Consider the following 26,913-nt stretch of genomic DNA (forward strand, 5'->3'; position numbering starts at 1 on the left):
CATTGGCTCGTCGCGACGTGAGAGGCGCCGACGCTGGTGGCTCAGTCGGCCCCCGGCCGCCGCCACAGGTCGATGGGTACGTGCCGTACCGCCCGCCCCGCCTCGTCGAGGATCCAGCCCATGCGTTTGGGATTGCCGAGCGTGAGGGAGCGGTCGGCCATAGCGATCTCCGGAAAGCGCTGGGCGATGTACGACTCCAGGCGCAGCACATCGGCAATGGAGCGCACCCAACTGTTGACCACCAGGTTGTGGTTCGAGGTGGTCGCCGCGCACATCCGCACCTCCGGCAGCGCGGCCAGTGCGGGGCCGACCCGGGCCAGCGCGTCGGAGGGCACGTTCGCGTGGAAGGTGGCGAACACCGGATACGGCGAGTAGGTGTGGGCCACCTCGCAGCGCGGCAGTGCGGCCCCGGTGCGCACCATCCACGCCACCCGGCGCCGCACCGTCGACTCACTCATTCCCGTACGCCGGGCCAATTCGCCGTATCCGGCGCGCCCGTCGGCGCCGAGTGCGAGCAGCAGTTCCCGGTCGGCCTCGGCCGGTGCGGGATCGACGTCACCCATGGCGAGGGGCGCCCCGGAGCGGACCGCATCGCGCTGCTCGCGGCTGATGGCGCGAATGTCCCAGCGGGAGCCCTCGGTGAAGAACCGGGTGACGATCCGGCTGTGCGTGGCACGCACCCCGGGCAGTCTCCCGAGAACCTCGGTGTGCAGCAGGGAGAGGTCGGCCAGCGAGTCCACCATGACGTTGAGGGACATGTCGTGGTGGCCCGCTGTGTGCTCGATGCTGGCGATCTGCGGTTGCTCGGCAAGCGCGGCCGAGATCGCTGGGATGCGGCCAGGTTCGCAGTCCACGCCGACGATGGCGACACAGTGGTGGTGGTTGACGAAGGCTCCGCCGTACGCGGTCACCCAGACCAGGCCCTGGGCACGCAGCCGTTCCCAGCGCCGGGCCGCCGTCACCGGGCTGACCTCGATGGCCCTTGCCACCCGCGCCCAGGGCGCACGGGGCGCGGCCTGGAGCGCATTGACCAGGCACAGATCCAGCTCGTCCAGCAAGCCGGTGGCGGAATCGGTCACTGTGGCATCTCTCCTGAATGAATTGTGCAGAAATCCATGGGGTGCACTCCGGGAGTTTCAAGCTCCTCGTGTGATTTGGCAACGCCTGCCGGCCGTCCGCCGCGGCCGACCCTGACATGTCTCGGAGTTCGCCATGTTCCTTCCGTGGTTGCTGACCGCCGTGCCTGTGGTGGCCCTGCTGTCAGCTGTCTGGCTGCCTTTCGTCAACGGACCGCACTTGTGGTTCGGCATGCCGTCCCTGCTGGTCTGGTCCGTCATCTGGGTCCTCGCCCTGACCCCTGCCCTCGCCTTCGTCGAGCGGCGCCACACTGCGCTCGCTGCCGGCGCCCGAAACCTCCAGGAGGAGCGCCGATGAACACCGTCCTCGTCGTCTGCGGCGTCGGCATAGTCGTCATCGGCCTACTCGGCTTGATGGGCCGTCGCAAGCCCGCTGCCAATCTTGAGGAGTGGAGCGTCGGAGGCCGTAACTTCGGAGCCCTGACCACCTGGTTCCTTCAGGCCGGGGAGATCTACACGACCTTCACGTTCCTGGGCCTCGCGGGCCTCGCCTTCAGCTCCGGTGTCGCGGTCGTCTACGCCCTGCCGTACCTGCCCATCGCCTACGTCGGCCTGTACGTCATCAGCCCGATCGTGTGGCGCATCGGGCGCGAACACGGCCATGTCACGCAAGGCGACTTCTTCGCCGACCGCTACCGCAGCCCCCTGCTCGGCACCGTTACCGCCGTCTTCGGCGTGCTCTTCCTGCTGCCCTATCTGCAACTACAGATCACCGGACTCGGCCTGGTCGTCGAACTCGCCACCGGCAAGGACAACGTCGGCACCGCCGCGATGATCCTCGCCTCGGTGCTCATCGTCGCCTTCGTGTTGTGGTCCGGCATCCACGGTGTCGCCAGGACCGCGTACTTCAAGGACGCTCTGATGTTGGTCGTCCTGATCGTCCTGCTCGTCGCTGTCCCCGCCCACTTTCATGGGGGGCTCGGCAACCTCGGCGGTGAACTGCGCGACCACCACAGCGAGCTGCTCAGCGTCCCGCACAGTGGCCCGCACGGCACCGTCTGGTTCTTCACCTCGATGCTCACCAGTCTGTTCAGCGTGCTGTTCATGACGATGCCGCACGGCTGGCCCGCGGTCATGGCCGCCGACTCCGAGCGCGCCCTGCGCAAGAACAGCATCTGGATGCCCGTCTACGGCGCCACCCAGGCCATCCCGATCATCGTCGGCTTTGTCGCGATCACCACGCTCTCGGTTCCCGTGAACGGGAACAACGGAGTCCTGCTCACCCTGGTCTCCGAGGCACTGCCCGCATGGCTCGTGGGCGTCGTGGCCGTCGCAGCGGCCGCCACTGCCATGGTCCCGGCCGCCGCCATCGTGCTCGGCATGTCGACCATGGTGGCCCGCAATGTGCTGCACGTACAGGACCGCCGTCGCGCGCTCATCGTCAACCACACCACCGTGGTGGCCGGCGTCGGGGTCGCTCTCGTCCTGGGTATCGCCCGGCCTGACGCTCTCGCCAACCTGCTCCTGCTCACCTACAGCGGCCTCGCCCAGATGGCCCCCGCGACGGGCGCCGCCCTGACCAGGCGCCCGTTGCTACGCGCACCGTCGGCGGGGGCGGGCATTGTCACCGGTGAGGCCGTCCTCATCTGGCTGACCTTCGGCGGCGTCTACGACGGTCCGGTCAGCAGCGGTCTCATCTCCCTGGCGGCCAATGTCCTGGTGGCAGTGGTGACCGAGGCGGTCTTGCGCCTGTGGAGCAGCCGTGCCGCCGAGGAGGAGCGGGAGGGCCCGGTGCCGGCCCCGACCCCCGCGCGCTGATCTTGCAGTCCCTTCCCGAAGACACACCGTCATGAGCGACCGTCCGCCGGACGTCGCCACACCACCGCACCGCCCCCCGTTCCCGTCCGGCCGCCGTCCTCGCCGACCTGTCCAGCCGCACGGGAACGGGGAACAAGAAGGAGACCCAACGTATGACCGCCGCGACCCACAGGCAGCACGGCCCCGCCGCCTCCCCCACGCCTGTTCGCATCGTCCGGGCTCGCCGCATCACCACCCTGGACGGCGAGGCCGACACTCAGGTCCTCGCCACCGTCGGCGAGCGGATCGCCGCAGTCGGCGAGGCAGCCGAGGCGTACACGGCACTGCCGGGCGCCGAGACCGTCGATCTGGACGACGCCCACCTGGTGCCCGGTTTCCACGACGCGCACTGTCACCCCATGGAGGTGGCCAATGCCGCTCTCCGCCTCGATCTGGGCACGGGCGACGGGACCCCCCGGGAGCGGCTCGCGGCGCGAGTGGCCGCCACCGAGCCGGGCCGATGGATCGTCGCCCAGGGCTACAACCCCGCCACCGACCCCGAAGGCCGCCTCGACCGCAGCGCGCTCGACGCGATCACCACCCGCCACCCGGTCCTGGTGATCCACTTCTCGTTTCACATGGCGGTCGCCGGTTCCGCGGCCCTGACGCTGACTGGTCTGCACGACGACAGCGGCCCCCAGACCGGCGGCGACCTGGGCCGCGACAGCACGGGCCGACTGGACGGCTGGCTCTACGAGCGGACCTGGTTCGACCAGCTCTACCGTGCTTCCGGCGAACCCGCCCTGCTACCGCAGGCAGCGCCCGAAGCCCTGCTCGAACCGCTGGCCGACGTTTTCACCACCTACCACGCGGCCGGCGTCACCTCCGTCTGCGACGCCGTGACCACCCCGGCCGCACTGCGCACCTATCAGCACATGCGCGAGCGCGGCCGCCTGACGATGCGGGTGGGCGTCCTCCTGTGGCATCGCTACGCGGACGCCCTGCGCCACGCGGGCCTGCACGCCGGATTCGGCGACGCGTGGCTGCGCATCGTCGGCGCCAAGATCATCATGGATGGCGCGCTGGCCGGGGGCACCTGCCTGTGCCGCGACCCCTACCCGGCCGAGACCGGGTCCGACAACGGAATCCAGCTCCTGGACGAGAACGAGCTCGCCGACGCAGTTCTCGCCCTGCACGCGGCGGGCCTGCGCGTGGGCGTCCACGCCAACGGCGACCTGGCCGTCTCCCAGGTCCTCGACGCCATTGAGGCGGCCCGCGCCGCTCACCCCGAGCAGCGGATCAACCACCGCATCGAGCACTGCTCCCTCGTCGACGAGAAGCTGGTCCAGCGGATCCGCGCCGCAGAGGTCACCCCGGTGCCGTTCGGCGCATTCGTCCACGGGCACGGCTCCAAGCTGCGCCGCTACTACGGTGACGCGCGCGCCGCACGGGTCAGTGACCACCGCTCCTTTCTGGACGCCGGCGTCGTCGTCGCGGGCTCGTCCGACCACCCGGCGGGTCCCCTTGAGCCGCTGCTCGCCCTCCAGACGATGGTGACTCGACGTACCAGCGAGGGCGATGTCCTCGGCGCAGACCGGGCCCTGACGGTCCGTGAGGCGCTGGGCGTCTACACCACCGGCTCCGCGCGCGCCACGGGCGAGTCCCACCTCAAGGGCCGTATCGCTCCCGGATACCTGGCTGACTTCACCGTGCTCGGCCAGGATCTGTTCGCCACCGCCCCCGACGCCCTGGCGGCCGTTCCGGTGCGCGCCACGTGGGTGGGTGCTCGTCAGGTCTGGTCGAACGGCGACGGGTGAGCGCCACGGTGGCGCGCGGGGCCCGGCCGCGCAAGAACATCGCTCACGTGGTGTGGTCGCGTTCGGGTGCTGGGTCTGTGCCGTGCTCCTTGAGGGTGTTCCACGCGGTGCCGGTGGCCACCTTGATGGCGGCGGCGAGTTCGCTAGCTGGAACTCTCCTGCGCAAGCCGTAACACCAGGGTGCGGATGGAAGGTACGGTGCGGTGTTGTCCCGGTCGTTTGGGTCGGGAAGCCTTGGCGTGGCGGCCCCCACCCCTCCACGCGGCCGTGACCATGGCGCGCGACTCCATTCCGTGATGTCAGGTCTTGCGCAGGTCGGGGGCGGGGACGCCGATGAGCAGGCGGCGCAGGGCGTCCCAGGCGGTGCGTATGGCGCGGGTGACCGCGGGCGAGTCGCTGCCCATGATCCGTGCCCACGCCCCGCAGTCGTCGGGCAGGACGCTCACGCCGCAGGCGAGCCCGGTGGTGAGCAGAGCCGCGTGCAAGGTGTCGGCGACCTGCGCCGCGGGGGCCAGCGGGGTGACCGCGTAGAGCGTTGCCATCAGGTCGTGGCCGCCGAACACCGCCGGTCCGGTCACCGAGCCCGGCTCGTGCGGATCCAGGCGGACGGTGTCCACCACCAGCAACTCACCGTCGGGGCGCGTGATCTCCAGGTCGCTGAACAGCAGGCGGTAGGCGTGCCGTTCGCCCCTGCCCAGTCGGCCTGCCGCGATCGTCTCGCCCAGCAGCACGGTGGCCGTGGGGTCGGCGGTGACGCAGGTGTGCTGGTAGAAGCGTGCGTCGCGGTACGGGATCAGCGGGTCGGGCAGGTACTCGACGTAGCTGCGGGCTCCGGCGGTGAGGTGGACGACCTGGGTGGCGTGGTCGAACTCCACGCGGTGCAGCTTGGTGGCGGCCTGGGTGGTCAGGTGTACGGCGGTGTCGGGGCCGCAGTCGATGTCCATGCGGTTGCGGTCGGCCTGGACGATGCCGCCGCCGGTGGACATCAGATAGGTCACCGGCATGTCGGGCCGCTGCGGGTCCACGTACAGCGGACGCATGATCTGTAGCGGTGACTTCTGGTAGCGGTCGACGAGTTCGGTGCGGTCGCCGACCCGCGCGTAGCGCAGTTCGAGCAGGCCGACCTTGCCGGGGCGCCCGGCGGCCAGGGTGTCCGGGGTGCCGGTGAGGTCGAGTATCCGGGCCGGTACCCGCCGGGGTTCGTAGTGTGCGGGGTCCAGCCGCGCGGGCGCTTGGGTCATACGGACGTCGCCTCCTGGCCGGCCTGCTGGGCGGCCTCGTGGGCCAGGAGGAAGTCGGCGATGGTCTCCAGGCCCTCTCCGGTCAGGGAGTTGGTGAGCACCACCGGACGCCCCTGCCGGACGTGATGGGCGTCCGACTCCATCACGGCCAGGTCGCACCGTACGTACTGGGCGATGTCGATCTTGTTGATGACCAGCAGTTCGCACTCGGTGATGCCCGGGCCCCGTTTGCGGGGCATCTTGTCGCCCTCGGCGGTGTCCAGCACGAACAGGAAGAGGTCGACGAGCGCCGGGCTGAAGGTGAGCGTCAGGTTGTCGCCGCCGCTCTCGAAGAGCAGCGTGTCCACCTCGGGGAAGCGTTCCAGGATCTCGTCGGCCGCGGCCTGGTTCATCGTCGGGTCGTCCCGGACCGCGGTGTGCGGGCAGGCGCCGGTCTCGACGCCGACGATCCGGTTCGGGGCCAGGATCCCGTCCAGGGTGCGGCGCACGTGGGCGGCGTCCTCGGAGGTGTAGATGTCGTTGGTGATCACGGCAGGGGTCCGGCCGCGTCCGATCAGTACCGGGACGAGTGCCTCGATCAGCGCGGTCTTGCCGGAGCCGACCGGCCCGGCGATGCCGACGCGCAGCACGCCGTCCTTGGGACGCTGAGTGAACTCGTCGTGGTCGTGGTGGTGGGAGCCTCGGACCTGTGTGGGGTCGTGCATGATGATCCTTGTCCAGAGTGGTGTTTTCGCGAGTGGTGTTCTCGCGGTGGTGGCGGGCAGGAGCCGGGCCGGACTGCTCGCACTAGCTCGCGAACAGCCGGGCTTCGGCGCGCTCGTGGCGGCCGGCCATGACATCGGCCATGGGGACGCATCCCCCGAGGTCGGCCAACTCCCTGTCGAGCGCGGCCGCCACGGTCTCCTCGATCACGGGAGCGGCCGACACACCGATCCGCCAGTTCCCCGCGAAGAGCCCGACGGCGAACAGCAGTCCGGTCCACGGGCTCGCGCTCAACGCGACCTGGGCGATGCCCCGCAGCTGCATCCGTTGGCATGCCTCCTCCTTCAGGTCGCGTTCAGGGTCCGGGAACACCTCAAGGCGGCGACACTCACTGAATTCACGGCGAGTCGCCACTTGATCAACAACTTGTTGGAGGCTACATCTGGACCCGGCACCCAAAGCCCGCCAGCATGAAGTGACAGCCTGAACACGCCCTGATATCACCGCAGATGAAGAGGAGGCGCGGGCGGGCCGGAGCGGGAAGACCTTGAGCTTGAATGGGGAGTCTTGGGCTGCCCTTGGCATTTTCCGGATGAAGAATCGACCAAAGAGTGGGACTGCCGGGTGAGTCCACGTACCTCCTCGGGCTGCCCCAAGGAGGCGCCTCAGCCTGGTGCCCGCCGGGAAGTCGTGTCGCGCACCGCGGCCGTGGACGGCATTGACTCCGGTGTGTCCTCGGGGGGGCGTTCGGCGGCGATCGTGAGCTGTTGGGCCAGGTCTTTGAGGGACTGGCGCAGTTGATCGGGACTGCGGATGGTGAAGGGCCATTCCAGGGAGGCGAGCAGGTGAGCCATGGACTCCAGTCGTTGGACCTGCGCGCGCAGCAGTACCCCGGCGGGTGTGGCGGTGAGGGTGGCGATCGTGCGCGGCAGCCGGCGCGAGATGTCGTCGACAGGGCCATCGATCAGCACCTCGACCTGCCATAGGGAGGGTGTCCGGGCCAGGGATGCGGTGAGGTAGGTAACCGGGTCGAAGTCGTCGGGGGCGGTGAAGGTGTCGGCGCTGGGAGTGGCGGATTCGATCCGGTCCATGCGAAAGGTGCGCAGGCTGTCACGGAGGTGGTCGTGGCCGACGAGATACCAGCAGCCGACGTGGAAGATCACGCCGTAGGGATCGACGTCGCGCTCTGTGTGTTCCTGGTGCCAGGAACGGTAGTGCAGGCCGACGGTACGAGCGGAGCGGCATGCCTGTGCCAGGGTCAGCAAGATGCCTGTCTGGGGGGCCTGTGCGAGCACGGTGCCGGCGGTGAAGGACAAGGTGTCGCGCATGGCGGCGAGTGGTTCACGCAGCGCGTGGGGGAGCACTCGTTCGATCTTGGCGAGGGCGCCGGCGCCGGCTGGGGCGGTGGTGCTCATGCCCAGACGTTCGCCGGCCAGTAGGCCCAGCATGACCACGAGGGCTTCTTCGTTGGTGAGCATCAGAGGTGGCATCCGGTAGCCGCGGGCCAGTCGGTACCCACCGAATCGGCCTCGGACGGACTCCACGGGTATGCCCAGCTCGCGCAGGCGCGCCGCGTAGCGCCGCACGGTGCGGACGTCGGTCCCCAGACGGTCGGCCAATTGCGTGCCGGTCAGCCCTGGGTGTGTCTGGAGGAGCTCCAGCAGAGCCAGTACGCGCGTCAAGGGGTATGACATGGATCACTCGTGGATTCAGGGCGGAAACTGTCCTGTATGGACTCTACTCTCGCCTCAACCCCTTAAATCCAAGGAGAATCCGCATGGCTACCTTCGTACTCGTTCCCGGCGCCTGGCTCGGAGCTTGGGCATGGGAGGACACCGCCCGTGCGCTGAGCGAGCGAGGCCACGCGGCGCTGCCGGTGACACTGACCGGCCTGGGCGAACGATCCGACGTTGCCACCCCGGAGGTGGGACTGGACACTCACATCGACGACATCACCGCGTTCGTCATGGAACAGGACCTGCGGGACGTCACCCTCGTGGCGCACAGCTACGCGGCGGTCCCCGTCACCGGCGCTGCGGGCCGCCTCGGGCCGCGGCTGGAGCGCGTGGTCTATCTCGACAGCGCTCCCTTCACCGAGGGCACGCGCCTGCTCGATGTCATGCCGGAAGATGTCGTGGACCAGCTGCGCGAGCAGGTTGCCGAGCACGGAGGCGGATGGCGGCTCCCGTTGCCGCCGTTCGGGCTTCTCGGCACATTCAGCAGCATCGAAGGGCTCGACGAGGAGCAGCGCGACCTCCTGCGCGCCCGTGCCACGCCCCAGCCATTCCGCACCTTCGAGCAGCGGCTCACCAGCCCCGCTGAGTTCGGCCCCGACGTGGACCGTGTGGTGGTCGCCTGCAACGACGCCAAGGCTCTGCTGGATGCCGCGCTGCCGACGCTGGCCTTCCTCAACCAGTCACCGTGGCGGCACTTCCATCTGCCCACGGGGCACTGGCCCATGCTCTCCAGGCCCGTCGAACTCGCCGATACCCTCGACGAAGTCGTCTCTTCCGTACGCTGATGGGCATGTCGCGCTCGTGTGAGCGGCGCAAGTGAGCTGTGGCGATGCTTCTCGCTCAGGCAGCCTGGCGGTACTGATCACCCAGCGCGTCGGCGTACACCTGAACGTGCCGCACAGCCACTGTGCACCGCGGAGGGTGTGGGGTTCCGCGACATCGGCCCTGACGTTCCTCCTACGCCACCCGTGGGCATCGTCAACGGTTTGCCGACGCTCAGCCGACGTGAACGTGAGGCCGACGGGCTCGGTTGGGTTCGGCTTCGCGGAGGACTTCCCGGGTCACGGGGGCGACCTCGCCCTGGCCGAACAGGAAGAACCGCAGGAACTGGGCGAAGGGACTGCCCTCGGTCCACTCGAAGTAGATGTGCGGCCTGCACCCGGTCTCATCCCGCACGTGCAGCAGCAGGGCGGCCAGCGAGTTGGGGATGCTGGAGCCGTCGAGGGTCAGGACACGGTAGCGGCCGTGCAGCACCTCGCCGCGGACCCGGACGGCCGTTTCGAAGTCGGAGGGGTCGCGGACGGTGACCTCGACGAAGATGAGGTCCTCTGCTGCCGGGATGTCGTTGTCGGCCCGTATCTGGTGGATCTTGTCACGGTACTCGTCCGCGTCACGGTTGTCGGGCTCGTTGGCGATGAACCGTATACGGCGGGTGGCGGTGTCACGGACGAAGCGCTCGGCCATGTCATCCAGCTCCATGTCGGTGACCCGCAGCTCGAAGGCGCGGGCGAGCCGGGACAGCAGGGACACCGCGATGATGCCCGCGATGAAACACGCGCCGATCTTCACACCGTCGGGGCGTTCCACGACGTTGACCGCCGTGGTGTAGAGGAAGACCACGGAGATGGTCCCGAAGGCGATGGTCCAGCCCCGCTGCCGGGCGCGCCGGGCGGCGATGGTGACAGCGACGGCCGCGGAGGTCATCAGGACCAGCACACCGGTGGCGTAGGCGCCGCCCTGGGCGTCCACATCGGCGTCGAAGAGCCAGGTGACCAGGAAACCGATCAGGGTGAAGACGAGCACCATGGGACGGACCGCGCGGGCCCAGTGCGGTGCCATGCCGTAACGGGGCAGATAGCGCGGCATGAGGTTGAGCAGTCCGGCCATGGCGGAGGCGCCCGCGAACCACAGGATGCCGACGGTCGCGGCATCGTAGACGCTGCCGAACACCGAGCCCAGGTAGTGGTGGGCGAGATAGGCCAGGGCGCGTCCATTCGCCTGGCCGCCCGCTTTGAACTCGTCCTGCGGGATGAGCAGGGTGGTAATGAAGCTGGTGCAGATCAGGAAGCCGCTCATGATCACCGCGGCAGTGGTGAGCAGCTTCCGCGTGTCCCGGATCCGGCCCGTGGGCCGCTCCTCGGTGTCGCCGGGATCGCCCTGGACGTGAGGCATGACCGCCACGCCGGTCTCGAATCCGGACAGGCCGAGGGCGAGCTTGGGGAAGACCACCAGCGCCAGACCGACCATGATCAGGGGGTTGCCGTGCTCGGCGGTCAGCGCCTGTGACCAGTCGGTGACGACGTGGGAGGCGGTGGCCACGTGCCACAGGCCGACGATCACCACCACCGCGTTGAGCGCGAGATAGACACCCACCAGAGCCACGGCCACGCCGATGGCCTCGGTGAAGCCCTTGAGGAAGACGGCGCCGAGCAGGGCGACCAGACCCATGGTGATGGCGACCTCATGGCCGTGCAGCGTGCTGGTGAAGTGCGGGTTCTCCACCAGGTGGGTGGAGGCGTCGGCCGCCGAGAGAGTGATCGTGATCAGGAAGTCCGTGGCGGCGAAGCCCAGCAGCGTCAGCACGAAGAGCTTGCCCTTCCAGAACGACAACAGCCGCTCCAGCATCGCGATCGAACCCTCGCCGTGCGGGCTCTCCTTGGCCACCCTCCGGTACACCGGCAGCGCCCCGGCCAGCGTCACGGCAACCAGGACGAGCGTGGCGATGGGGGAGAGGAGCCCGGCGGCCAGGGCGGCGATGCCAGGTTGATAGCCGAGCGTGGAGAAGTAGTCCACACCGGTCAGGCACATCACCCGCCACCATCGCTGCCCCCGGCGCTCCTCGGAGGGCTGGGCGTGCGGTCCCGGCCGGCGCCTGGCCATGTCGGTCAGGCCCTCCAGCAGCCAGGACCGGAGGCGGCCACCGGTGCGGTTCTCCGGTGGGGTCCCCACATCGGTGGCGGTGGCCATCGTGCACTCCTGTCACATGCAAAGAACAAGCCGCTGAAAGAACAGCCTGGACAGCGTAAGTGCCCGTATCCGGCATCTCGAGGCCAGGGGGCTGTAGTGACGGAACGCTTTCAGCAGGTCACAGGTGTGGCTGTGGTGTCTCGGCGTCGTGCTGTCCGGGCCCGGCCGCCCGCGGCTGTGCCGCCGATGCCGCCGCACGCGCCTTCGCCGCGGCGCAGCAGCCGGAGAAGGCTCACCGTGCCCTCGAACAGGAGCGCGCCGCCGTGGCACCACTCACGGCAAGACGCCTGTCACCAACGTCCGCGGACGACATACCTAGTTCGGCTGGCCGATCGGCCGGACCACCAGCGTGTTCACGTCCACGCCGCGTGGCTGGGAGATCGCCCACACGACGGTGTCCACCAGGTGCTCGGCGGAGATCATCGCGCCCGCGGCGTCGGCGCCGCCGGGGCGGTCGTCCCAGAACGGCGTCCGCATCCGGCCCGGCGCGATCAGTCGCGCCTGGGGCGGCAGCGCGCTCGCGTCCGTCCCCGGCGCGCAGTGCGGGACCACAGCAGGCTGACCGCTCCGGGATCGGCTGTGACCTGCTCCAGGTCTTCGGCTATATCGGCGATGACCGTGTTGTCAGCCGGCCCGGCCCGCTCGGCCTCGACGAACCGCCCGATCACCACCTCGGTCGCCCCAGGGCCTGGACACCGGGCGCGGGGTAATGCCGGGCCGGTTCACCCGGAGAGGAGGCTTTCGGTGAAGCCCGCGAGCAGGGCGGCCAGGCCCACCTCGAAGGCGCGTTCCGCGCGTTCCGCGCCATGGGGTGCCGCCTCCAGGGCCCTGGCCAGTTCAGGGGCCTTGGCGTCGTCGGGGATCTCCCACATGACTGCGGGGGCGGCCAGGTCCAGCGCGGAGCCGATGATGAAGTTCTCGATCGCGGTCACGACACTCAGGGAGTCCTGGTCGGAGAAGCCCGCGTCGTGCAGCATGGCGATCACCCGCTCGTACGCACTGATGGTGAGGGGCGCGCGGACGGTGGTGGTGGCGAGGATGGGCACGAGGCGCGGATGGGCGGCGAACGCCGCGCGGTAGGACCGGGCGAAGTCGGCCGTGTTCGCCTGCCAAGGGCGCTGGTCGAGTTGGTCGAGCCCGCCGAATTGGCCGAAGTCCATCTCCTCGACGACCTTCTCACGCAGCAGTTCGATGACGCCTGCACGCCCGTCGACGTGGTGGTAGATGGAAGAGGTCTGCACGTTCAGCGATCGGGCGATCGCGGGCACGGTGAAGTCCCCCGTCTCGTCAACGATCGCCATAGCGGCGTTGGCGATGCGTTCGCGGTCCAACAGCGCTACGCGCGGCCTGGCCATCGACAGTCCCCTCCTCGCGGGTCTTTTCTGTGGACTCTTCCTTCCCCCTGCTGCATATGTTAGCTTGCATTTATCTAAATCGAAACGATTTAGATAAAGTTACCAGCGCCCTTGGATCGGCGCCCGCTCACCCTGGACCCTGCGATGGACGTCACCAGGACAGATTCCCCCCACACCGCCCCTACTCCGCACCAGGTGCTGCGCGGCAACATCGGCACGGGTGGCATCGCCGGCCCCGTCTCGAGGCGCGTCGCCCACCCGCATTCCCCTCGGCCCGCCGGAGCCCCGCAGCCGCTGCGTCGCCCGGCCGCCACCCGCGCCGGCGGCCGGTACACCTCCTGGCCCGTGGGCTGCGATCTGGCCGAAGTCGGTCGCGTCCGGCACCGGGTCACCGCGCAGCTGCACGACTGGGGCCTGGAAGAAGACCTCACCGACACCGTGGAGCTCCTGGTCAGCGAGCTGGTCACCAACGCCCTGCGCTACGCCCCCGGCCCTGTCCGGCTCAACATACGGGTCCTTGGGTCCTCCCTGCGGTGCGAGGTCGAGGACACCAACCCCGCCAGGTCGCAACGCCGCACCGTCGCCTTGGACGCCGAAGGCGGTCGCGGCACGGTACTACTCGACGCGCTCACTGAAGCCTGGGCAAGCACCAGCACCCCCACCGGCAAGACCACCTGGTTCACGCTGGCGCTTCCCGACACCCGGAAGAGCCGTCCGCGCACCGCTCGCTGAACTCATGAGGAGCCCCGGGTAATCGACAACGGCCACCGCCACGAGCTGCGGTGCCGCCTCGACGCCGAGACCCCTGAGTCACGCGGCGGCTCGACAGCGGCGGCGCGTGGCGGTAGCGAGAAGTGGTCCGCACGTTGAGTGCTCGGGCGATCGCGGGCACGGTGAAGTCTCCGATCTCGTCTCTCGTCAACGATCGCCATAGCGGCGTTTCGCGGTCCAGCGGTGCTGTGCGGGGCCTGGGCGCCGCCCGTCCGTCCACCACGTGACGTTTTCGAGACCCCCGGGCTCTTCCCCTCCGGTGTCGCACCGGTTAGCTTCCGTTATCTAAACCGAAACGGTTTAGATAAATGTGCCCGCGGATCGGGCGCCCGCCTCCCCCCTGACCCTGCGATGGGAGTCGCCATGACTGATTCCTCCCTCACCGCCGCTGCTCCGCCCCAGGCGCTGCGCGGCAACCTTGGCACGGGTGACATCGCCTTCTTCGTGATCTCCGCTGCGGCGCCCCTGACCGTCATGGCCGGGATCGCCCCGGTCGCGATCATGTCCGGAGGCATCGGCGCACCCGCCGCCTACCTGTTCGCCGGTATCGCACTGGCTGTCTTCTCCGTCGGCTTCACCACGATGGCGCGCAACGTCGACGCAGGCGGTGCGTTCTACGCCTACATCACCCGAGGCATCGGCAAGCGGACCGGCATCGCGTCCGCATGCCTGGCCGTATTCGCCTACAACGCCTTGCAGATCGGCCTGTACGGGCTGTTCGCGACCGCCACCCAGGCCACCGTCCAGAGCCTTGTCGGCCTCGACATCCCGTGGCCGGTCTACGCGTTCGCCGCGATTGCCCTGGTCGCCCTCGCCGGCTACCGCAACATCGACTTCGGCGCGAAGCTCCTCGGGGTCCTGCTCGTCGCCGAGACCGGCATCCTCGCGCTCACCGACGCCGCTGTCGTCGTGCAGGGCGGAGCGCATGGCCTGGAGCTGTCGTCGTTCGCCCCCACGAACGCGGTCAGCCCCGGCACCGGGAGTCTCCTCGCGTTCGCGTTCGCGGCGTTCATCGGCTTCGAGTCCACGGCGATCTACCGCGACGAGGCCCGCGACCCCAAGCGCACCATCCCCCGTGCCACCTACATCGCCGTCGGATTCCTCGCTCTCTTCTACGCCTTCACCTGCTGGACCATCGTCGAGGCGGTCGGCGCCGACCAGGCCGTCCAGATCATCGCCAAGGACCCGACGTCCGTGGTGTTCAACGTGGCCGACCAGTACGTGGGCAGCTGGGCCGCGAACACCATGTACGTGCTGATCATCAGCAGTGTGTTCGCCGCGCTTCTGGCCTTCCATAACGCGATCAACCGGTACACCTTCAGCCTGGCTCGGGAAGGCATCCTGCCCGCCCGCCTCGGCCGCACGCACCCCAAGCACTGCTCCCCGCACACCGCCGGCGCCGTGCAGACCGCACTCGCCGTCCTGGTCGTCGCCGCGTTCGCAATCGCCCACGCCGACCCCTACCTCCAACTGCTGATCTGGGTGAACACCCCCGGGGTCATCGGAATCGTGCTGCTACAGGCCCTCACGGCACTCGCTGTCCCGCTGTACTTCAAGCGCACCGCCTACAAGGAAAGCCTGGTGCGCACCACGGTGGTGCCGGCCGTGTCCGCGGTCCTCATGGCAGGCGCGCTCTACCTGATGATCAGCAAGATCGTCCTCCTCACCGGCGCGTCGGCCACCGTGAACAGCGTCCTGGTGGGCTGCGTCCCCGTCGTCCTCGTCGCCGGGTATGCCGTCGCCGCCGTGGTCCGTTCGAAGCGCCGCGAGGCCTACGACAACCTCGCCCAGCCGCGCGGGGCTCTCACCCCCGAGCCCCCCGCAAACACAGCGAGCACAGCGAGCTGACCCGCGGAGCCCGCACCACTTCGGTCCGGGCCACCCGGCCCCCACCCCACGCTGCCCCAGCCCCGCCACCCCGACCTCGTTGATGTGAGGAGCCGCACCATGCCGCAGGCCGACACGATCGTCCTCGCCCACCGCGTTCACACCCTCGACCCCGACAAGCCCGGCGCAACCGCCGTCGCCGTCGCCGACGGCCTGATCACCGCCGTCGGCGACCACCACGACATCCGCGACTGGCGCGGCACGCACACCGAGATCATCGACCTCGAGAACTGCTACCTCACCCCTGGCCTGATCGACGGCCACACCCACCCCGTCATGGGCCTCGACCTCGCCACCGGTATCGATCTGTCCACCGTCGCCACTCTCGACCAACTGCGCGACCTCCTCGCGAAGGCCGCCCAGTCCACTCCCCGCGGCGGCTGGGTCACCGGCTTCGGCCTCGAACACAGCGCCTTCGACGGCACCCCCATCACCGCAACAGCCATCGACAACGCGCTCGGCGACGTCCCCGCGCTACTGGGGCTGTACGACGGGCACTCCGCGCTCGCGTCCACCACAGCCCTGCACCTGGCCGGCGTCACCGGCCCCCGCGACTTCCCCCAGCGCTCCACCATCGTCTGCGACCCGGACGGCCGACCCACCGGACACCTCCTGGAAGCGGCCGCCATGGAACTCGTCCACCGCATCGTCCCCCGCCCCGACAAGGCCCAGCGCCGCGCCCAACTGCGCGCCCTCCTCCATGACATGGCATCCGTAGGCCTGACGGGCGGGCACGTCATGGACTGCGAAGGCGACACCCTCGACCTGCTCGCCTCACTCGAGGAGGAAGACGGGCTGCCACTGCGGCTGCGCCTGGCGCCGTGGTGCAGCCCCGGGGCCACCGACGACGAGCTCGACAGCCTGATCCACGACCACGGCCGGCACGGCCGGAACTGGCAGCTCGGTGCCGTGAAGTTCTACATCGACGGAACCGTCGAAGGCGGCACCGCGTGGCTCGAACACGCCGACTGCCACGGGCAGGGCACCGAATCCTTCTGGCGCGACCCCTCCGCATACACGCGCGCCGTGCACCGTCTCGCGGCCGCGGGCGTCCAGACCGCCACCCACGCGACCGGCGACGCCGGCGTCCGCCACGTCCTCGACACCCTTGAAGGCGTCGACACCCGCTCCGTCATGCATCGCATCGAGCACATCGAATCCCTGCCCCTGGAACACACCGGGCGCTTCGCCAAGCTGGGCGTCGCCGCCTCGATGCAGCCAACCCACGCCGCCTACACCCGGGCCGATCACACCGACGAGTGGTCCCGCCGACTCGGGAACCAGCGCGCGAATCGAGCCTGGTGCACCGGCGACATCCACGCCACCGGTGCCACCCTCGTCCTCGGCTCCGACTGGCCCATCGCCCACTACGACCCGCGGGAGGTCCTCGCGACCGCACGCCTGCGCCGCCTGCCCAGCCGTCCTGACGCCGCCCCGGTCGCACCCGGGCAGGCACTCGCCGCGCTCGCCGCGCTCCATGGCATGACCACGAACCCCGCGAAAGTCGCCGGAGAGCAAGCGTCGACCGGGCGTATCGCCCCCGGCTACCGAGCCGACCTCACCGTGTTCGGCGCGGACCCGGTGCACGCCCCCGCGGACGAACTCGCCGACGCGCCCATCGCGCTGACGATGCTCGGCGGCAACGTCACCCACCGCGCCTGAGACAAGCGGGGTATCGATCTGGCGACCAGCGTGCCGTGGTGGCCCGCGCCTACAGCGCCCGGACATCGACGGCCAGCGTGCCCGCCTCGGTGGTGTCGCGCATGGTGGCGATCACGTGCCAGCCGCTCTGCGCGGCGGCGGCGACGGTGGTGGCCAGGCCGATGCCGGAGGAGGACCGCGATCATCGACCGGCTGGAGTCACGCGGACTGGCCGAGCGCAGTCTCGATCCGGGCCAAGCCGGTTGAGCCGCGGCCGAGGACGGAGACGAGGACGCATGGCCTGCGGATCGGAACCCGGTCCGCAGGCCATGCGCACCCGGCACGCGCATGCGAGCCGAGGCCCGGAGGTCAGCGGTCGCGGCCGGTGCCGCTGCGCGGTGTGTCCGCGGCAGGGCTCGGGTGGCCGGAGCGGGCGGTGTCCTCGGTGTCCGGCGTGGGCTGCGGCGTCCGCCCGGCCGTGAGATCCGCTGCCGACCAGCTGCCCATCAGGCGCAGGGCCTGCGCGGAGGGGCTGCCGGGCTCGGCCGTGTAGAGGTAGAGGGCCTGGTCCGGGTCGTCCGGCAACGTGAGCGACTCGTACTCCAGGGCCAGTTCGCCGACGAGGGGGTGGCGGTAGCGCTTGGTGCCGTGGGTGTACGCAAACACGTCGTGATCGGCCCACCACTGGCGGAAGTCCTCGTCGTGCACGGACAACTCGCCCACCAGCTCGGTGAGACGGGAGTCGTGCGGGTGGCGCCCCGCGTACAGGCGCAGGGCCGCCACGGTGCCACGGGCAGCGGTCTGCCAGTCGCCGATCAGGTCGCGGGCGGCGGGGTCGAGGAAGAGGAACCGGGCGAGGTTGCGGTCGCGGTGCGGCAGTGCGTCGAAGTCCGTGTACAGGGCCTTGGCGAGGGCGTTGGCGGCGAGCACGTCCAGCCGGTGGCCCATGATCATCGCGGGGGTGTCGGTCAGGGAGTCGAGGAGCCGGAGCAGTCCGGGGCGTACCCGCTGCGGCGGCACGGGGCGGCGACGGCCCGAACCCGGCCTGGGGCGGGCCAGGTCGAACAGGTGGGCCCGCTCGGCCTGATCCAGGCGCAGTGCGCGGGCCACGGCCTCCAGCACCGACGCCGAGACATTCGGGTTGCGCCCGCGCTCCAGCCGTACGTAGTAGTCGACGCTGATCCCGGCCAGCCGTGCCACCTCCTCGCGGCGCAGCCCCGGCACCCGGCGCCGCCCGGCGGCGTCCGGACCCAGACCGGCCTCGCCGGGACTGACCCGGGCCCTGCGTGAGTGCAGGAAGCCGCGCAGCTCACGGTTGGGCTCGCGCCCCGCTGACGTGCTCATCGCTCCAGGATAGGGCGGGGTGCGCCCGCCGCCGGGCGGTGAAGGGGGGTCTGGCGGACCCCCGGTACACCCTCCCTCCGCTGCCGGTGCTCAGCGCCCTCCGTCCGATGGTCTTGTGGAGACCGGCACCCTGTTCGCACTCGTCTCACGAGGGATCACCATGTCCAAGCCCCTGATCGTCATCACCGGCGCCAGCTCCGGCATCGGAGCGGCCACCGCCCGCCTCCTCTCCGCCCAAGGGCACCCGCTGCTCCTCCTCGCCCGGCGGCTGGAGAAGCTTCACGAACTCGGCCTGCCCGACACCCTGTGCCGCAAGGTCGACGTCACCGACCGGGACGCGGTCGAGGCCGCGGTACGCGAGGCCGAAGAGCGGTTCGGGCCCGCCGACGCGATCGTCAACAACGCCGGGGCCATGCTCCTGGGCCGTCTCGCCGACCAGCCCGCCGAGGAGTGGGACCGGATGATCGACCTGAACATCAAGGGCGTGCTGTACGGCGTCCGTGCCGTCCTGCCCGGCATGCTCGCCCGCGGCACCGGCACGATCATCAACGTCAGCTCCATCGCCGGCCGCAAGACCTTCCCGAACCACACCGCCTATGTGGGCACCAAGTTCGCCGTCCACGCCATGTCGGAGAACCTGCGCGAAGAGGTCGCCTCCCGCGGCGTCCGCGTGGTGACCATCGCCCCCGGCGCCGTGGAGACCGAACTGCTCTCCCACACCAGCGACGAGCAGATCAAGAAGGACTACGAGGCATGGAAGAAGTCCGCCGGCGGCGCCCTGGACCCGCAGGCCGTGGCCGAGGCGGTCGCCTACGCCTACCGGCAGCCGCAGAACGTCACCATCCGTGAGATCGTCCTCGCCGCCACCGGTCAGGAAGCCTGACCGGCCACTCCCACCCCACCACGGGACGCGCGGCCCGCAAAGGCAGGCCGCCGATGCTCGGCGGTCCGCCGGCACGCCGAAGTCGACGTCGGCCGCGAGCAGTTCATCGAGATGCTGTGGTGAATGCTGTCCTATGCCGGCCCTTCAGGGTGTTGCCCGGCCGCCTCCCTTGTGTTGCTGCCCTGGCTCGTGCTGGGCTCCCGGCGGACGCGACCGTGGCTCGGGCGAAGCTGCCACACCGCGTGCACGAGCAGGGCGTACAACAGCAGGCCGGCCAGCAGACCGCCGCCCGCCCCGAACAACGCCGTCGGCAGCAGTTGATGAGTGGGGGCGTGGGCGAGAAACTCCCGCTTCTGCGCGCACCGCAGCACGGCCCCGACGAGCGTGGTGCCCGCGATGGCCGTGACAGCCAGGGCGGTCTGGCCCGGAATCCGCGGGCTGCTGGTGTCGCTCGCAACGGGGACCGGCGTGGGGATCGTGCGCAGGGCGCGTCGGAGAAAACCGGCGATCACTACAAGAGCCATCGCGGAACTCCCGTATTGCATCCAGGTGTAGAGGGGAAAGCCGCCTGCGTAGGTCTCCAGCCACGGGAACAGCCGAACCCCTGCGCGGCCGGGGTGGGTGAAGGAATCCCACAGGACGTGTGTGGCCGCGCCGACTGCGGCAGATGCCCAGAATGGTCCGGCGAGCCGGTACAGAGAACGGCTGCGCCATCGGCCGCTTGCGAGCAGGGCGGCTGCCCGGGCCCGGTGGCCGGGTGGCGCGAGCATCAGGAGTGGTTCGCGCAACAGCCACCAGATCCCGACCAGACCAGCGGCGAACAGCACGTCCACCGTCATGGCGCCGAGAATGGTGTGCGTCGTGTCTCCGAGGCGGATGGCCCCGCCTGCCACCGTGGCGGCAAAGTACGGCACGTCGGGTGCCAATGCCCCGGCCACCAGGGCCGAGGCGATCAGCGGTCCCCGCGCCCGACCGTTCGGGCGTAGCAGGGGCAGGACAGCGGCGGCGTGGCTCAGCGTGAAGGGCATGGCGGAGTTCCTCGTTCCTCTTTTCTCGTGCTCTCGGCAGGACGCCGGAGCCGACGGCAGAGTTGCTCCTTCTGAGGTGTGATACGCGGTAAAGGGGGCCAGTGAGTTGATCTTGAAGCCCTGACGGCGGCCCGTGCCGAGTACGGGGCTGACGCAGGGCCGGAACGCGCTGTCCGCATTCCGCCAGAAGCCACGGCCGACTGTCGTGAGACTCGATGTCTGTTCCGGTCGACATCTGGCGGAAAGGTCCGCACTCGTGAGCAAGAGCGAAGAGGTCGTCCTCGCCCGGCCGCCGGCCGAAGGTGGCCACGAGGGGGGTGCGGCCCAAGGCGCGAGTACGAGTCTTTTTGCCCTCGGGTCGACGCTGTCACTCGGCGCGGTGCTCGCACTGCTGAGCACCACGCTGGTGTCGGTGGGGATGGGCGTACTCGCCCAGGAGTTCTCCGCGGGGTTGCCCACCGTGCAGTGGGTGAGCACCGCCAATCTGCTGGCCCTGGCCGTCACGATTCCGGTCGCCGGCTGGGCCATGGACAGATTCGGAGAGAAGAGTCTGTGGCAGGCGTCACTCGCCGTCTACCTCGTGGGGTGCGTTGCCGCCGGACTCGCTCCGACGGTTGGTGTGCTGATCACGGCACGTGTGGTGCAGGGGATCGGCGCCGCGATGTTCGAGCCGATCATGCTTGCCATGCTCGCCCGGGCCGCGGGGCCCGGACGGGTCACACGGGTCATGAGCCTGGTTCAGATCCCGATCACCATGGCCCCGGTCTTCGGTCCCGTGGTGGGAGGCGCACTCCTTGACCAGTTCGACTGGCGGTGGCTGTTCTGGTGCAACGTTCCCGCGGGTCTGCTCTGTGCGGCGCTGGCGCACCGGCTGTTGCCCCGGGACGCGCCGCGCGCCTCCTCCCGCGACCGGAGCCTTGATGTGGCCGGGCTCGTGCTGCTGTCCGGCGGTCTGGCGGCGCTCATGCTCGGTCTGTCCCAGGCGGCGAGCACGGGCGAGGGCGCGGCGGGCAGGACGGCGTCCACAGCCGCGCACCTCGTTGTCCCGCTCTCGCTGGCCTGCGGTGTCCTGCTGCTCGCGGCGTACGCCGTGCACGCGCTCCGCACCCGCAAGGTGCCGCTGCTCGACCTTCGGCTGTTCGCCGCCGGCCGGTTCCCGGTGTGTGTGCTGGCGGCGTTCTTGTTCGGCGCGTCCGTCTACGGCGCGATGTTCCTGCTGCCGCTCTTCTTCCAGCAGGCAGGCGAGTTCGACGCCTGGACCTCCGGGCTGCTCCTTGCCCCACAGGGCCTCGGGACCGTGCTGGTCCTGCCCGTCGTCGGACGGTTGACGGCACGCTTCGGCCCCCGGGCGGTCGTGTTCTCCGGCATGGCCGTCGCGGGCCTCGGCACCGTCAGCTACACCTGGTGCGACGCCCGCGAGGACCTGCCGCTGCTGGTCGTCACGTTGCTGATCCGAGGAGTGGGGCTGGGCGTCACCCTCGCGCCCGCACTCGCGACGGGATTCGCCGGCGTCGCGCCGGAGAGCGTCGGCCGGGCCAGCAGCATCATGATCGCCGCCATCCAGCTGGGCGGTTCTGTCGGCACCGCTCTCCTCGCGGTGGTGCTCCAGCAACAGCTTTCCGTGCACCCCACGGTCGACGACGCCTTCGGCTTCGCCTTCTGGTGGACGCTCGGGCTCTGCGCCCTGGGCACCGTCACCGCGCTCTTCCTGCCACGTCACAGCCTCGACTGAAAGGACCCAGAAGACACATGCCGTACACACCAGCCGCCGGCCGAACCCCTCTGAAGAACAAAGGGGCCCTGGTGACAGGAGGTTCGCGGGGCATCGGCGCCGCCATCGCCGAACGTCTCGCGGCCGACGGCGCCGCGGTAGCGCTCACCTACGCCCGCTCCAAGGACGCCGCAGAGGAAGTGGCCGACGGCATCCGCCGGCGAGGAGGCCATGCACAGACCATCCGTGCGGACAGCGCCGACCCCGCCGCCATTTCGGCCGCCGTCGATGAGGCGGCCGAGAACCTGGGCCGCCTGGACGTCCTCGTCAACAATGCGGGAGGCGGCGTCTTCGGGCCCGTGGACGAACTGCCCCAGGAAACCGTTGACACGATGATCGACGTCAACATCCGCGGCGTGCTCACTGCCATCAGGGCCGCGCTTCGCCATCTGCCCCCGGGCGGGCGCGTCATCACCATCGGCAGTGTGAACGCCGACCGGGTTCCCTTCCCCGGCGGCTCCGTCTACGCCATGACCAAGGCGGCGGTCGCGGGGCTGACCCGCGGTCTGGCACGGGAGTTGGGCCCCCGTGGCATCACCGTGAACAACGTGCAGCCCGGCCCCACCGACACCGAGGCCAACCCCGCGGACGGCCCGATGGCGGACAGTATGCGGGGGTGGATGGCACTGGGCCGCTTCGCGGCCCCCGATGAGATCGCGGCCTTGACCGCCTATCTGGCGGGCCCGGAATCCGCGTTCGTCACCGGCGCGAGCCTCACCATCGACGGCGGCTTCGCCGCCTAGACCTGGTCAGGAAGCACACGGATCGCGTACGACTCGTTCGGCGACAGCGTCCACCCCGGCATGCAGCAGCCTCACTGGCAGTGATGAGTTTCTGAACAGCGGCTCAGCTCAGGGCTACTTGGAATCGATCCGTCCGAGGGGGTTCGCACCGGTCGTCAGCGCGTTACGCGCCGCCTGCCAAGCGGAATCCCCGGGGTAGAGGATGGTGCGGAGGTAGGCCCAGCTGAGTTGCTGGACCGCGGACACTCGATCGGGGTGTTCGTCCGTGGTCTCAGCGACGTCGTATCCCGAGACACCGCCGAGCCCGTGCTCCGCGCCGAACAGGGTCAGCAAGGACTTGGGGCCCGGGGAGAGGACGTACGGATCGGTATGCCAGTCCGGACCCCGAACCGTCATATGGGCAGACGCGTCCCTGTCGCCGGCGACCACCAGCGTGGGCGTCGTCATCTCGGAGAAATCCGTGGTCAGGAAGAAGGGATAGTTCTCGGCCACGAACCCGGTGAGGGCATCGCCCCCTCTGCCGGGCGCGGCGAGCAACACACCCGCTTTGATTCGGGGCTCCGCCAGGTCTACTTCGGTTCCCTCGTCCGGATCGGTGAGCCGGGCACCCAGCAGCAGGCTTGCGGTGTGCCCGCCCATCGAGTGCCCGGCTACGGCGACCTTGTCCGGGTCCAGGCGCCCGAGGAGCTGCGGGACGGCGGCTTCGATCACGTCGAGCCGGTCGAGGATGCGCCGCATGTCCTCGGTCCGCGAACGCCAGTACAGAGGCGCCCCGGGGGTGTCGGGATCCAGGACCTGGCTCAGCGTCTTGGAGCTCAGGTGAGTTGGCTGGATCACGACGAAGCCGTGCGCTGCCCAGAAGTTGGCCAGGGGCGCGTAGCCGTTGAGCGAGGAGAGGTTGTTGGAGGGCCCTTGGCCGTGCGAGAGGAGGATGATCGGCAGCTTGTCTCCGGTCACGGGCGCGGAGACTCGCACCTGTATGTCCACGGCTCGGCCGGGAGCCGGGAGCGCCACCGGACTGACCGAGAGGACGGGAGCGGGTGAGTTGACGATGCCGGATGCGTACGTCGATGCACTCATGATGCGTCTTTCCCTTCGAGGGCGTCTGCTGTCGATCTCATGCCGCTGGTGACGGATGAGGCGGACGGGATCGGCCGGCGTCAGCTACGCTGAAAGCGGAGCGCCGTTCCACTTAATATACGGAACACTGCTCCGGTTGTAAACGGAACGCCGTTCCGCTTCGTCGATGCCCCCGGGAAGGGAGAGCGTGGTGTCCACGACAAGCCAGTCCGGGGAGGTCCCGGCCCGAAGCAAGCGAGCCGACGCGCTGCGCAACCAGCAGACGCTGCTTGCCGCCGCCGCTGAGGTGTTCGTGACCTCCGGCGTCGATGCGCCGATCCGCGAGATCGCGGCCAAGGCGGGCGTCGGGATGGGGACGATCTACCGCCACTTCCCGACCCGCTCGGATTTGGTCGGCGCCGTCTACCGCCATCAGGTCGAGGCATGCGCCGAGGCGGGCCCGAGCCTGCTGGCCAGTGCCGAGTCTCCGCTTGCAGCACTCCGTCAGTGGATCGACCTCTTCGTGGATTTCCTGGTCACGAAGCATGGACTCGCCAACGCACTACAATCGGACAACAGCGGCTTCGCCGCGCTCCACAGCTATTTCCTGGACCGCTTGCTGCCCGTCTGCGCGCAGTTGCTCGACGCCGCGGTCAACGCCGGAGAAATCAGGCCCGGTATCCACGCCTACGAACTGATGCGCGGCATCGGCAACCTCTGCATCGGACGTGACAGCGACCCACGCTATGACCCGCGCCGCTTGGTCGAACTTCTCCTTCAGGGACTACAGCGACCGCAGTCATCCTGATGTCGACGGTGGGCCCGTATGCGGCGGCGTGGATCCAGACCGTTGAGGAGCGACCGGCCCAGGCAAGTGACCGTGTGAATCACGGAGTTGCGGTGGCGTTGGCTGGTGATCAGTCCGGCTTCGCGGAGGACGGAGCGCTTCCAATGCCCGAAGGTCGCGGCTCCTTCTTGGCGCCGCAGTCGATAGGAACTCAGCAGCACTTCCCACAGCGGATCAGCTCCTGGCGCCAGGGTGATCCGTGCCAGGTCGTCACTGGTGAAATGAATCCTGAGCATGCCACCTGCAGCGGATGCCCCATGACCCCAACAAAGCTCGATCCCGTGAACACCAGTGGCGCGAGGCCCTGCTCGGAACGAAGGCACACCAGGTCCATGTCCGGCTGCCGGGGAAGCAGGAGTCGGCTCCGTCGAGCCGCGGCGGACCGGACCGCACTCCGCGCTGTCGCTCGCCACGAGCTGAAGCTCTCCCAGCAGGACGCGGGCTGCCGGCGGAAAGCCGGTCTCGCACGGACGGTCGCCGAGGCACAGCATCGCGCGGAGAAAGCGGTGGCGGCCGACAGGCAGCCCGGCCTCGTACGGCTGCGCGCGTTACGGGACGCGGTCGTACGACGCGCCACCCATACCTAGCCGGGCCGGTTCTCCCCGTCGGCCACGAACGCGTCGATGCGGGGCGCGTGTTGTGCTCGACGGACACCCGGTCGTACGCCCTACTTCGGTGCCTGGAAGCCGCCGATCTTCTGCTCGAGCAGTTCGGCCAGCCGCAGCGGGGTGCGGTCCTCCAACATCGGGCCGATGAGCTGCACTCCCACCGGCAGACCCTCGGGGGACCGGCCCGCTGGTATGGCGGTGGCGGGCAGGCCGGGCATAGTGGCCAGACCGGCCCAGACGAGCTGGTCGAAGTACGGGTACTCGACGCCGTCGATGTCGATCCGGCGTTCCAGCGGATTGGGGTTGTGGTCGTGCGGGAACGCGGGAGTGGGCGTGATCGGACAGACCACGGCGTCGAACTCGGTGAAGAGCTGCCGCCAGCCGTGGCGGTGGAGCTCGCGGCGGTTGTTCACCTCGATCCAGTCGCGGTGGCTGAACACCATGGCGCGCAGCCGCGCCGCGTCGAGACTCTGGTCGTCTGCGCTCAGTCCGGCGGCGCGGGTCTGCAGCTGCTCGTAGGCGTCGATGGGAAAACGCGCGACGGAGCCCGAGACCAGCAACTGCGTGTAGAGCGTCCCGGCTTCGGCCAGATCGGGCAGCAGCGGAGTGTGCCGTTCGACGCGGGCGCCGCCGTCGGCAAGCGCTTCGGCCACCCGGTTCACGCCCGCCCGCACAGCGGACCCGGTCGGAATGAGCGGATGCTCCTCGAGCACCAGGACCCGGAAGTCGCCGAGCCGCTCGTGGCGCGCGGGCGGCAGCGTCACGTCGTACGCCACACCGTGCGTCAGCGGGTCCGGTCCGGCCATGACGTCGAGCAGGAGCGTGAGGTCGCGGGCGGTGCGCGCCATCGGACCGACGACGGCGAGGTCGAGGTCGACCGGCATCGGCGGTGCCGGCGGCGCGACCATGCCGCGGGTTGCCACCAGTCCGAGTGTCGGCTTGTGCGCGTAGATGCCGCAGAAATGCGCGGGGGTGCGCAACGAGCCGGCGAGGTCGGAGCCGATGGACAGCGCGCCGAACCCGGACGCCAGGGCCGCCGCTGATCCGCCCGAGGACCCACCCGAGGTGCGACCGTGATCCCACGGATTGTTGGTGGTGCCGTAGATCTCGTTGAAGCTCTGGATATCCTGCAGCCCCACCGGCACATTGGTCTTACCGAGCACCACCGCGCCCGCGGCCTTGAGCCGCGACACCTGCACCGCGTCCTCGGCCGGCATAAAGTTCGCCTGCGGCGGCATGCCCCAGGTCGTGGGCAGCCCAGCCATGTTGTAGGACTCTTTGACCGTCACCGGAATACCCAGCAGCGGCCGGTCCTCACCGCGGGCGCGCGCCCGGTCGGTACCGCGGGCGGCGGCCCGTGCACGGTCGAAGTCCGGCACACAGATCGCGTTGATCGCCTTGTCGTCCCGCTCGATACGGGCGATCGCCTCGTCGGTCAGTTCCGCCGAGGTCACTTCACCGGCACGCAAGGCAGCCGCGAGTTTTTCTGCCGTCTGAAAATTCCACTCCATGAATCCGACCGTACCGGCCTCTGGAGCAGGCCATGAAATGCCGCTTCGCGCAAGGGGATGCACCGCATTGGCCCTGGGAACTGGGTGAGCGGATATTCGCGGGGAGAGTTCACGCTCTCCGCAAGTCCC

General features: G+C 69.6%; 22 protein-coding genes and 3 pseudogenes. 11 read left to right on the forward strand and 14 right to left on the reverse strand.

Annotated elements, in window-relative coordinates; all coding sequences use genetic code 11:
• Positions 1-41: 41 nt before the first annotated feature.
• A complete protein-coding gene (locus JK363_RS14365) occupies positions 42-1,079 on the reverse strand; it encodes an Lrp/AsnC family transcriptional regulator (RefSeq protein WP_201875252.1) in 1,038 nt (345 codons plus the stop codon).
• 133 nt (positions 1,080-1,212) lie between these two features.
• Here JK363_RS14365 and JK363_RS14370 point away from each other — a divergent pair, with 133 nt between their 5' ends.
• The 3 genes from JK363_RS14370 to JK363_RS14380 all read left to right on the forward strand — a co-directional run bounded on the left by JK363_RS14370 (position 1,213) and on the right by JK363_RS14380 (position 4,690).
• Positions 1,213-1,434: a hypothetical protein gene (locus tag JK363_RS14370; protein WP_201875253.1), complete on the forward strand. Its 222-nt coding sequence runs from the start codon at positions 1,213-1,215 to the stop codon at positions 1,432-1,434.
• A complete protein-coding gene (locus JK363_RS14375; protein WP_201875254.1) occupies positions 1,431-2,894 on the forward strand; it encodes a sodium:solute symporter family protein in 1,464 nt (487 codons plus the stop codon). The genes JK363_RS14370 and JK363_RS14375 overlap by 4 nt, the downstream gene beginning before the upstream one ends.
• Positions 2,895-3,046: 152 nt before the next feature.
• Complete coding sequence (locus tag JK363_RS14380) at positions 3,047-4,690, forward strand: amidohydrolase (RefSeq protein WP_201875255.1); 1,644 nt, start codon at positions 3,047-3,049, stop codon at positions 4,688-4,690.
• Positions 4,691-4,733: 43 nt separating this feature from the next.
• Here JK363_RS14380 and JK363_RS43780 read toward each other — a convergent pair whose 3' ends face one another.
• From JK363_RS43780 to JK363_RS14400, 6 genes and pseudogenes are all read right to left on the reverse strand, one after another.
• Entirely contained in the window at positions 4,734-4,856 is a 123-nt protein-coding gene (locus tag JK363_RS43780) for a hypothetical protein (RefSeq protein WP_268981032.1), read from the reverse strand.
• Positions 4,857-4,989: 133 nt separating this feature from the next.
• On the reverse strand, positions 4,990-5,931 hold the full coding sequence (locus JK363_RS14385) for an urease accessory protein UreD (protein ID WP_201875256.1): 942 nt from the start codon (positions 5,929-5,931) through the stop codon (positions 4,990-4,992).
• Positions 5,928-6,635, reverse strand: a complete 708-nt coding sequence (gene ureG, locus JK363_RS14390) for an urease accessory protein UreG (RefSeq protein ID WP_236075764.1) — start codon at positions 6,633-6,635, stop codon at positions 5,928-5,930. The genes JK363_RS14385 and ureG overlap by 4 nt, the downstream gene beginning before the upstream one ends.
• An 82-nt stretch (positions 6,636-6,717) precedes the next feature.
• Positions 6,718-6,852 (reverse strand): annotated as a pseudogene (locus JK363_RS42390) (urease accessory protein); the annotation flags it as partial.
• 6 nt (positions 6,853-6,858) lie between these two features.
• Positions 6,859-7,218 (reverse strand): annotated as a pseudogene (locus JK363_RS44190) (urea transporter); the annotation flags it as partial.
• Between the two features lie 80 nt (positions 7,219-7,298).
• Positions 7,299-8,315 (reverse strand): helix-turn-helix transcriptional regulator, encoded by a 1,017-nt coding sequence (locus tag JK363_RS14400; RefSeq protein ID WP_236075765.1) that lies wholly within the window; start codon positions 8,313-8,315, stop codon positions 7,299-7,301.
• 95 nt (positions 8,316-8,410) lie between these two features.
• Here JK363_RS14400 and JK363_RS14405 point away from each other — a divergent pair, with 95 nt between their 5' ends.
• On the forward strand, positions 8,411-9,154 hold the full coding sequence (locus tag JK363_RS14405; RefSeq protein ID WP_201875259.1) for an alpha/beta fold hydrolase: 744 nt from the start codon (positions 8,411-8,413) through the stop codon (positions 9,152-9,154).
• A gap of 211 nt (positions 9,155-9,365) precedes the next feature.
• On the opposite strand, the gene JK363_RS14410 is transcribed toward JK363_RS14405, so the two are convergent.
• From JK363_RS14410 to JK363_RS14420, 3 genes and pseudogenes are all read right to left on the reverse strand, one after another.
• Positions 9,366-11,336, reverse strand: coding sequence for an APC family permease (locus JK363_RS14410; RefSeq protein ID WP_201875260.1), 1,971 nt, complete (start codon positions 11,334-11,336; stop codon positions 9,366-9,368).
• A 315-nt stretch (positions 11,337-11,651) separates the two neighbouring features.
• Positions 11,652-11,831: pseudogene (locus JK363_RS14415) on the reverse strand (short-chain dehydrogenase); the annotation flags it as partial.
• A 227-nt stretch (positions 11,832-12,058) separates the two neighbouring features.
• A complete protein-coding gene (locus JK363_RS14420) occupies positions 12,059-12,691 on the reverse strand; it encodes a TetR/AcrR family transcriptional regulator (protein WP_201875261.1) in 633 nt (210 codons plus the stop codon).
• A 144-nt stretch (positions 12,692-12,835) separates the two neighbouring features.
• On the opposite strand from JK363_RS14420, the gene JK363_RS14425 reads away from it, so the two are divergent.
• The 3 genes from JK363_RS14425 to JK363_RS14435 all read left to right on the forward strand — a co-directional run bounded on the left by JK363_RS14425 (position 12,836) and on the right by JK363_RS14435 (position 17,011).
• On the forward strand, positions 12,836-13,423 hold the full coding sequence (locus tag JK363_RS14425) for an ATP-binding protein (protein ID WP_201875262.1): 588 nt from the start codon (positions 12,836-12,838) through the stop codon (positions 13,421-13,423).
• A 402-nt stretch (positions 13,424-13,825) separates the two neighbouring features.
• On the forward strand, positions 13,826-15,310 hold the full coding sequence (locus tag JK363_RS14430) for an APC family permease (protein ID WP_201875263.1): 1,485 nt from the start codon (positions 13,826-13,828) through the stop codon (positions 15,308-15,310).
• Positions 15,311-15,409: 99 nt separating this feature from the next.
• Positions 15,410-17,011, forward strand: a complete 1,602-nt coding sequence (locus JK363_RS14435; protein ID WP_201875264.1) for an amidohydrolase — start codon at positions 15,410-15,412, stop codon at positions 17,009-17,011.
• A 348-nt stretch (positions 17,012-17,359) separates the two neighbouring features.
• Here the strand turns inward: JK363_RS14435 and JK363_RS14440 are convergent, their stop codons facing one another.
• Positions 17,360-18,334, reverse strand: coding sequence for a helix-turn-helix transcriptional regulator (locus JK363_RS14440; protein WP_201875265.1), 975 nt, complete (start codon positions 18,332-18,334; stop codon positions 17,360-17,362).
• A gap of 160 nt (positions 18,335-18,494) precedes the next feature.
• On the opposite strand from JK363_RS14440, the gene JK363_RS14445 reads away from it, so the two are divergent.
• Positions 18,495-19,217, forward strand: a complete 723-nt coding sequence (locus JK363_RS14445) for an SDR family oxidoreductase (protein WP_201875266.1) — start codon at positions 18,495-18,497, stop codon at positions 19,215-19,217.
• 131 nt (positions 19,218-19,348) lie between these two features.
• On the opposite strand, the gene JK363_RS14450 is transcribed toward JK363_RS14445, so the two are convergent.
• A complete protein-coding gene (locus tag JK363_RS14450; RefSeq protein WP_201875267.1) occupies positions 19,349-20,245 on the reverse strand; it encodes a DUF4184 family protein in 897 nt (298 codons plus the stop codon).
• A 256-nt stretch (positions 20,246-20,501) separates the two neighbouring features.
• Here JK363_RS14450 and JK363_RS14455 point away from each other — a divergent pair, with 256 nt between their 5' ends.
• Both JK363_RS14455 and JK363_RS14460 read left to right on the forward strand, forming a co-directional pair.
• Positions 20,502-21,977, forward strand: a complete 1,476-nt coding sequence (locus JK363_RS14455) for a DHA2 family efflux MFS transporter permease subunit (RefSeq protein WP_201875268.1) — start codon at positions 20,502-20,504, stop codon at positions 21,975-21,977.
• Positions 21,978-21,994: 17 nt separating this feature from the next.
• Positions 21,995-22,759: an SDR family oxidoreductase gene (locus JK363_RS14460; protein ID WP_201875269.1), complete on the forward strand. Its 765-nt coding sequence runs from the start codon at positions 21,995-21,997 to the stop codon at positions 22,757-22,759.
• A 114-nt stretch (positions 22,760-22,873) separates the two neighbouring features.
• On the opposite strand, the gene JK363_RS14465 is transcribed toward JK363_RS14460, so the two are convergent.
• Positions 22,874-23,839 (reverse strand): alpha/beta hydrolase family protein, encoded by a 966-nt coding sequence (locus tag JK363_RS14465; RefSeq protein ID WP_201875270.1) that lies wholly within the window; start codon positions 23,837-23,839, stop codon positions 22,874-22,876.
• A 166-nt stretch (positions 23,840-24,005) separates the two neighbouring features.
• On the opposite strand from JK363_RS14465, the gene JK363_RS14470 reads away from it, so the two are divergent.
• The gene (locus JK363_RS14470; RefSeq protein WP_201875271.1) at positions 24,006-24,626 is read left to right on the forward strand and encodes a TetR/AcrR family transcriptional regulator; all 621 of its coding nucleotides are present in this window, start codon (positions 24,006-24,008) and stop codon (positions 24,624-24,626) included.
• 706 nt (positions 24,627-25,332) lie between these two features.
• Here JK363_RS14470 and JK363_RS14475 read toward each other — a convergent pair.
• Positions 25,333-26,784 (reverse strand): amidase, encoded by a 1,452-nt coding sequence (locus JK363_RS14475; RefSeq protein WP_201875272.1) that lies wholly within the window; start codon positions 26,782-26,784, stop codon positions 25,333-25,335.
• Positions 26,785-26,913: the final 129 nt, after the last annotated feature.

This window comes from Streptomyces coffeae, from assembly GCF_016741875.1.
GTDB lineage: Bacteria > Actinomycetota > Actinomycetes > Streptomycetales > Streptomycetaceae > Streptomyces > Streptomyces coffeae.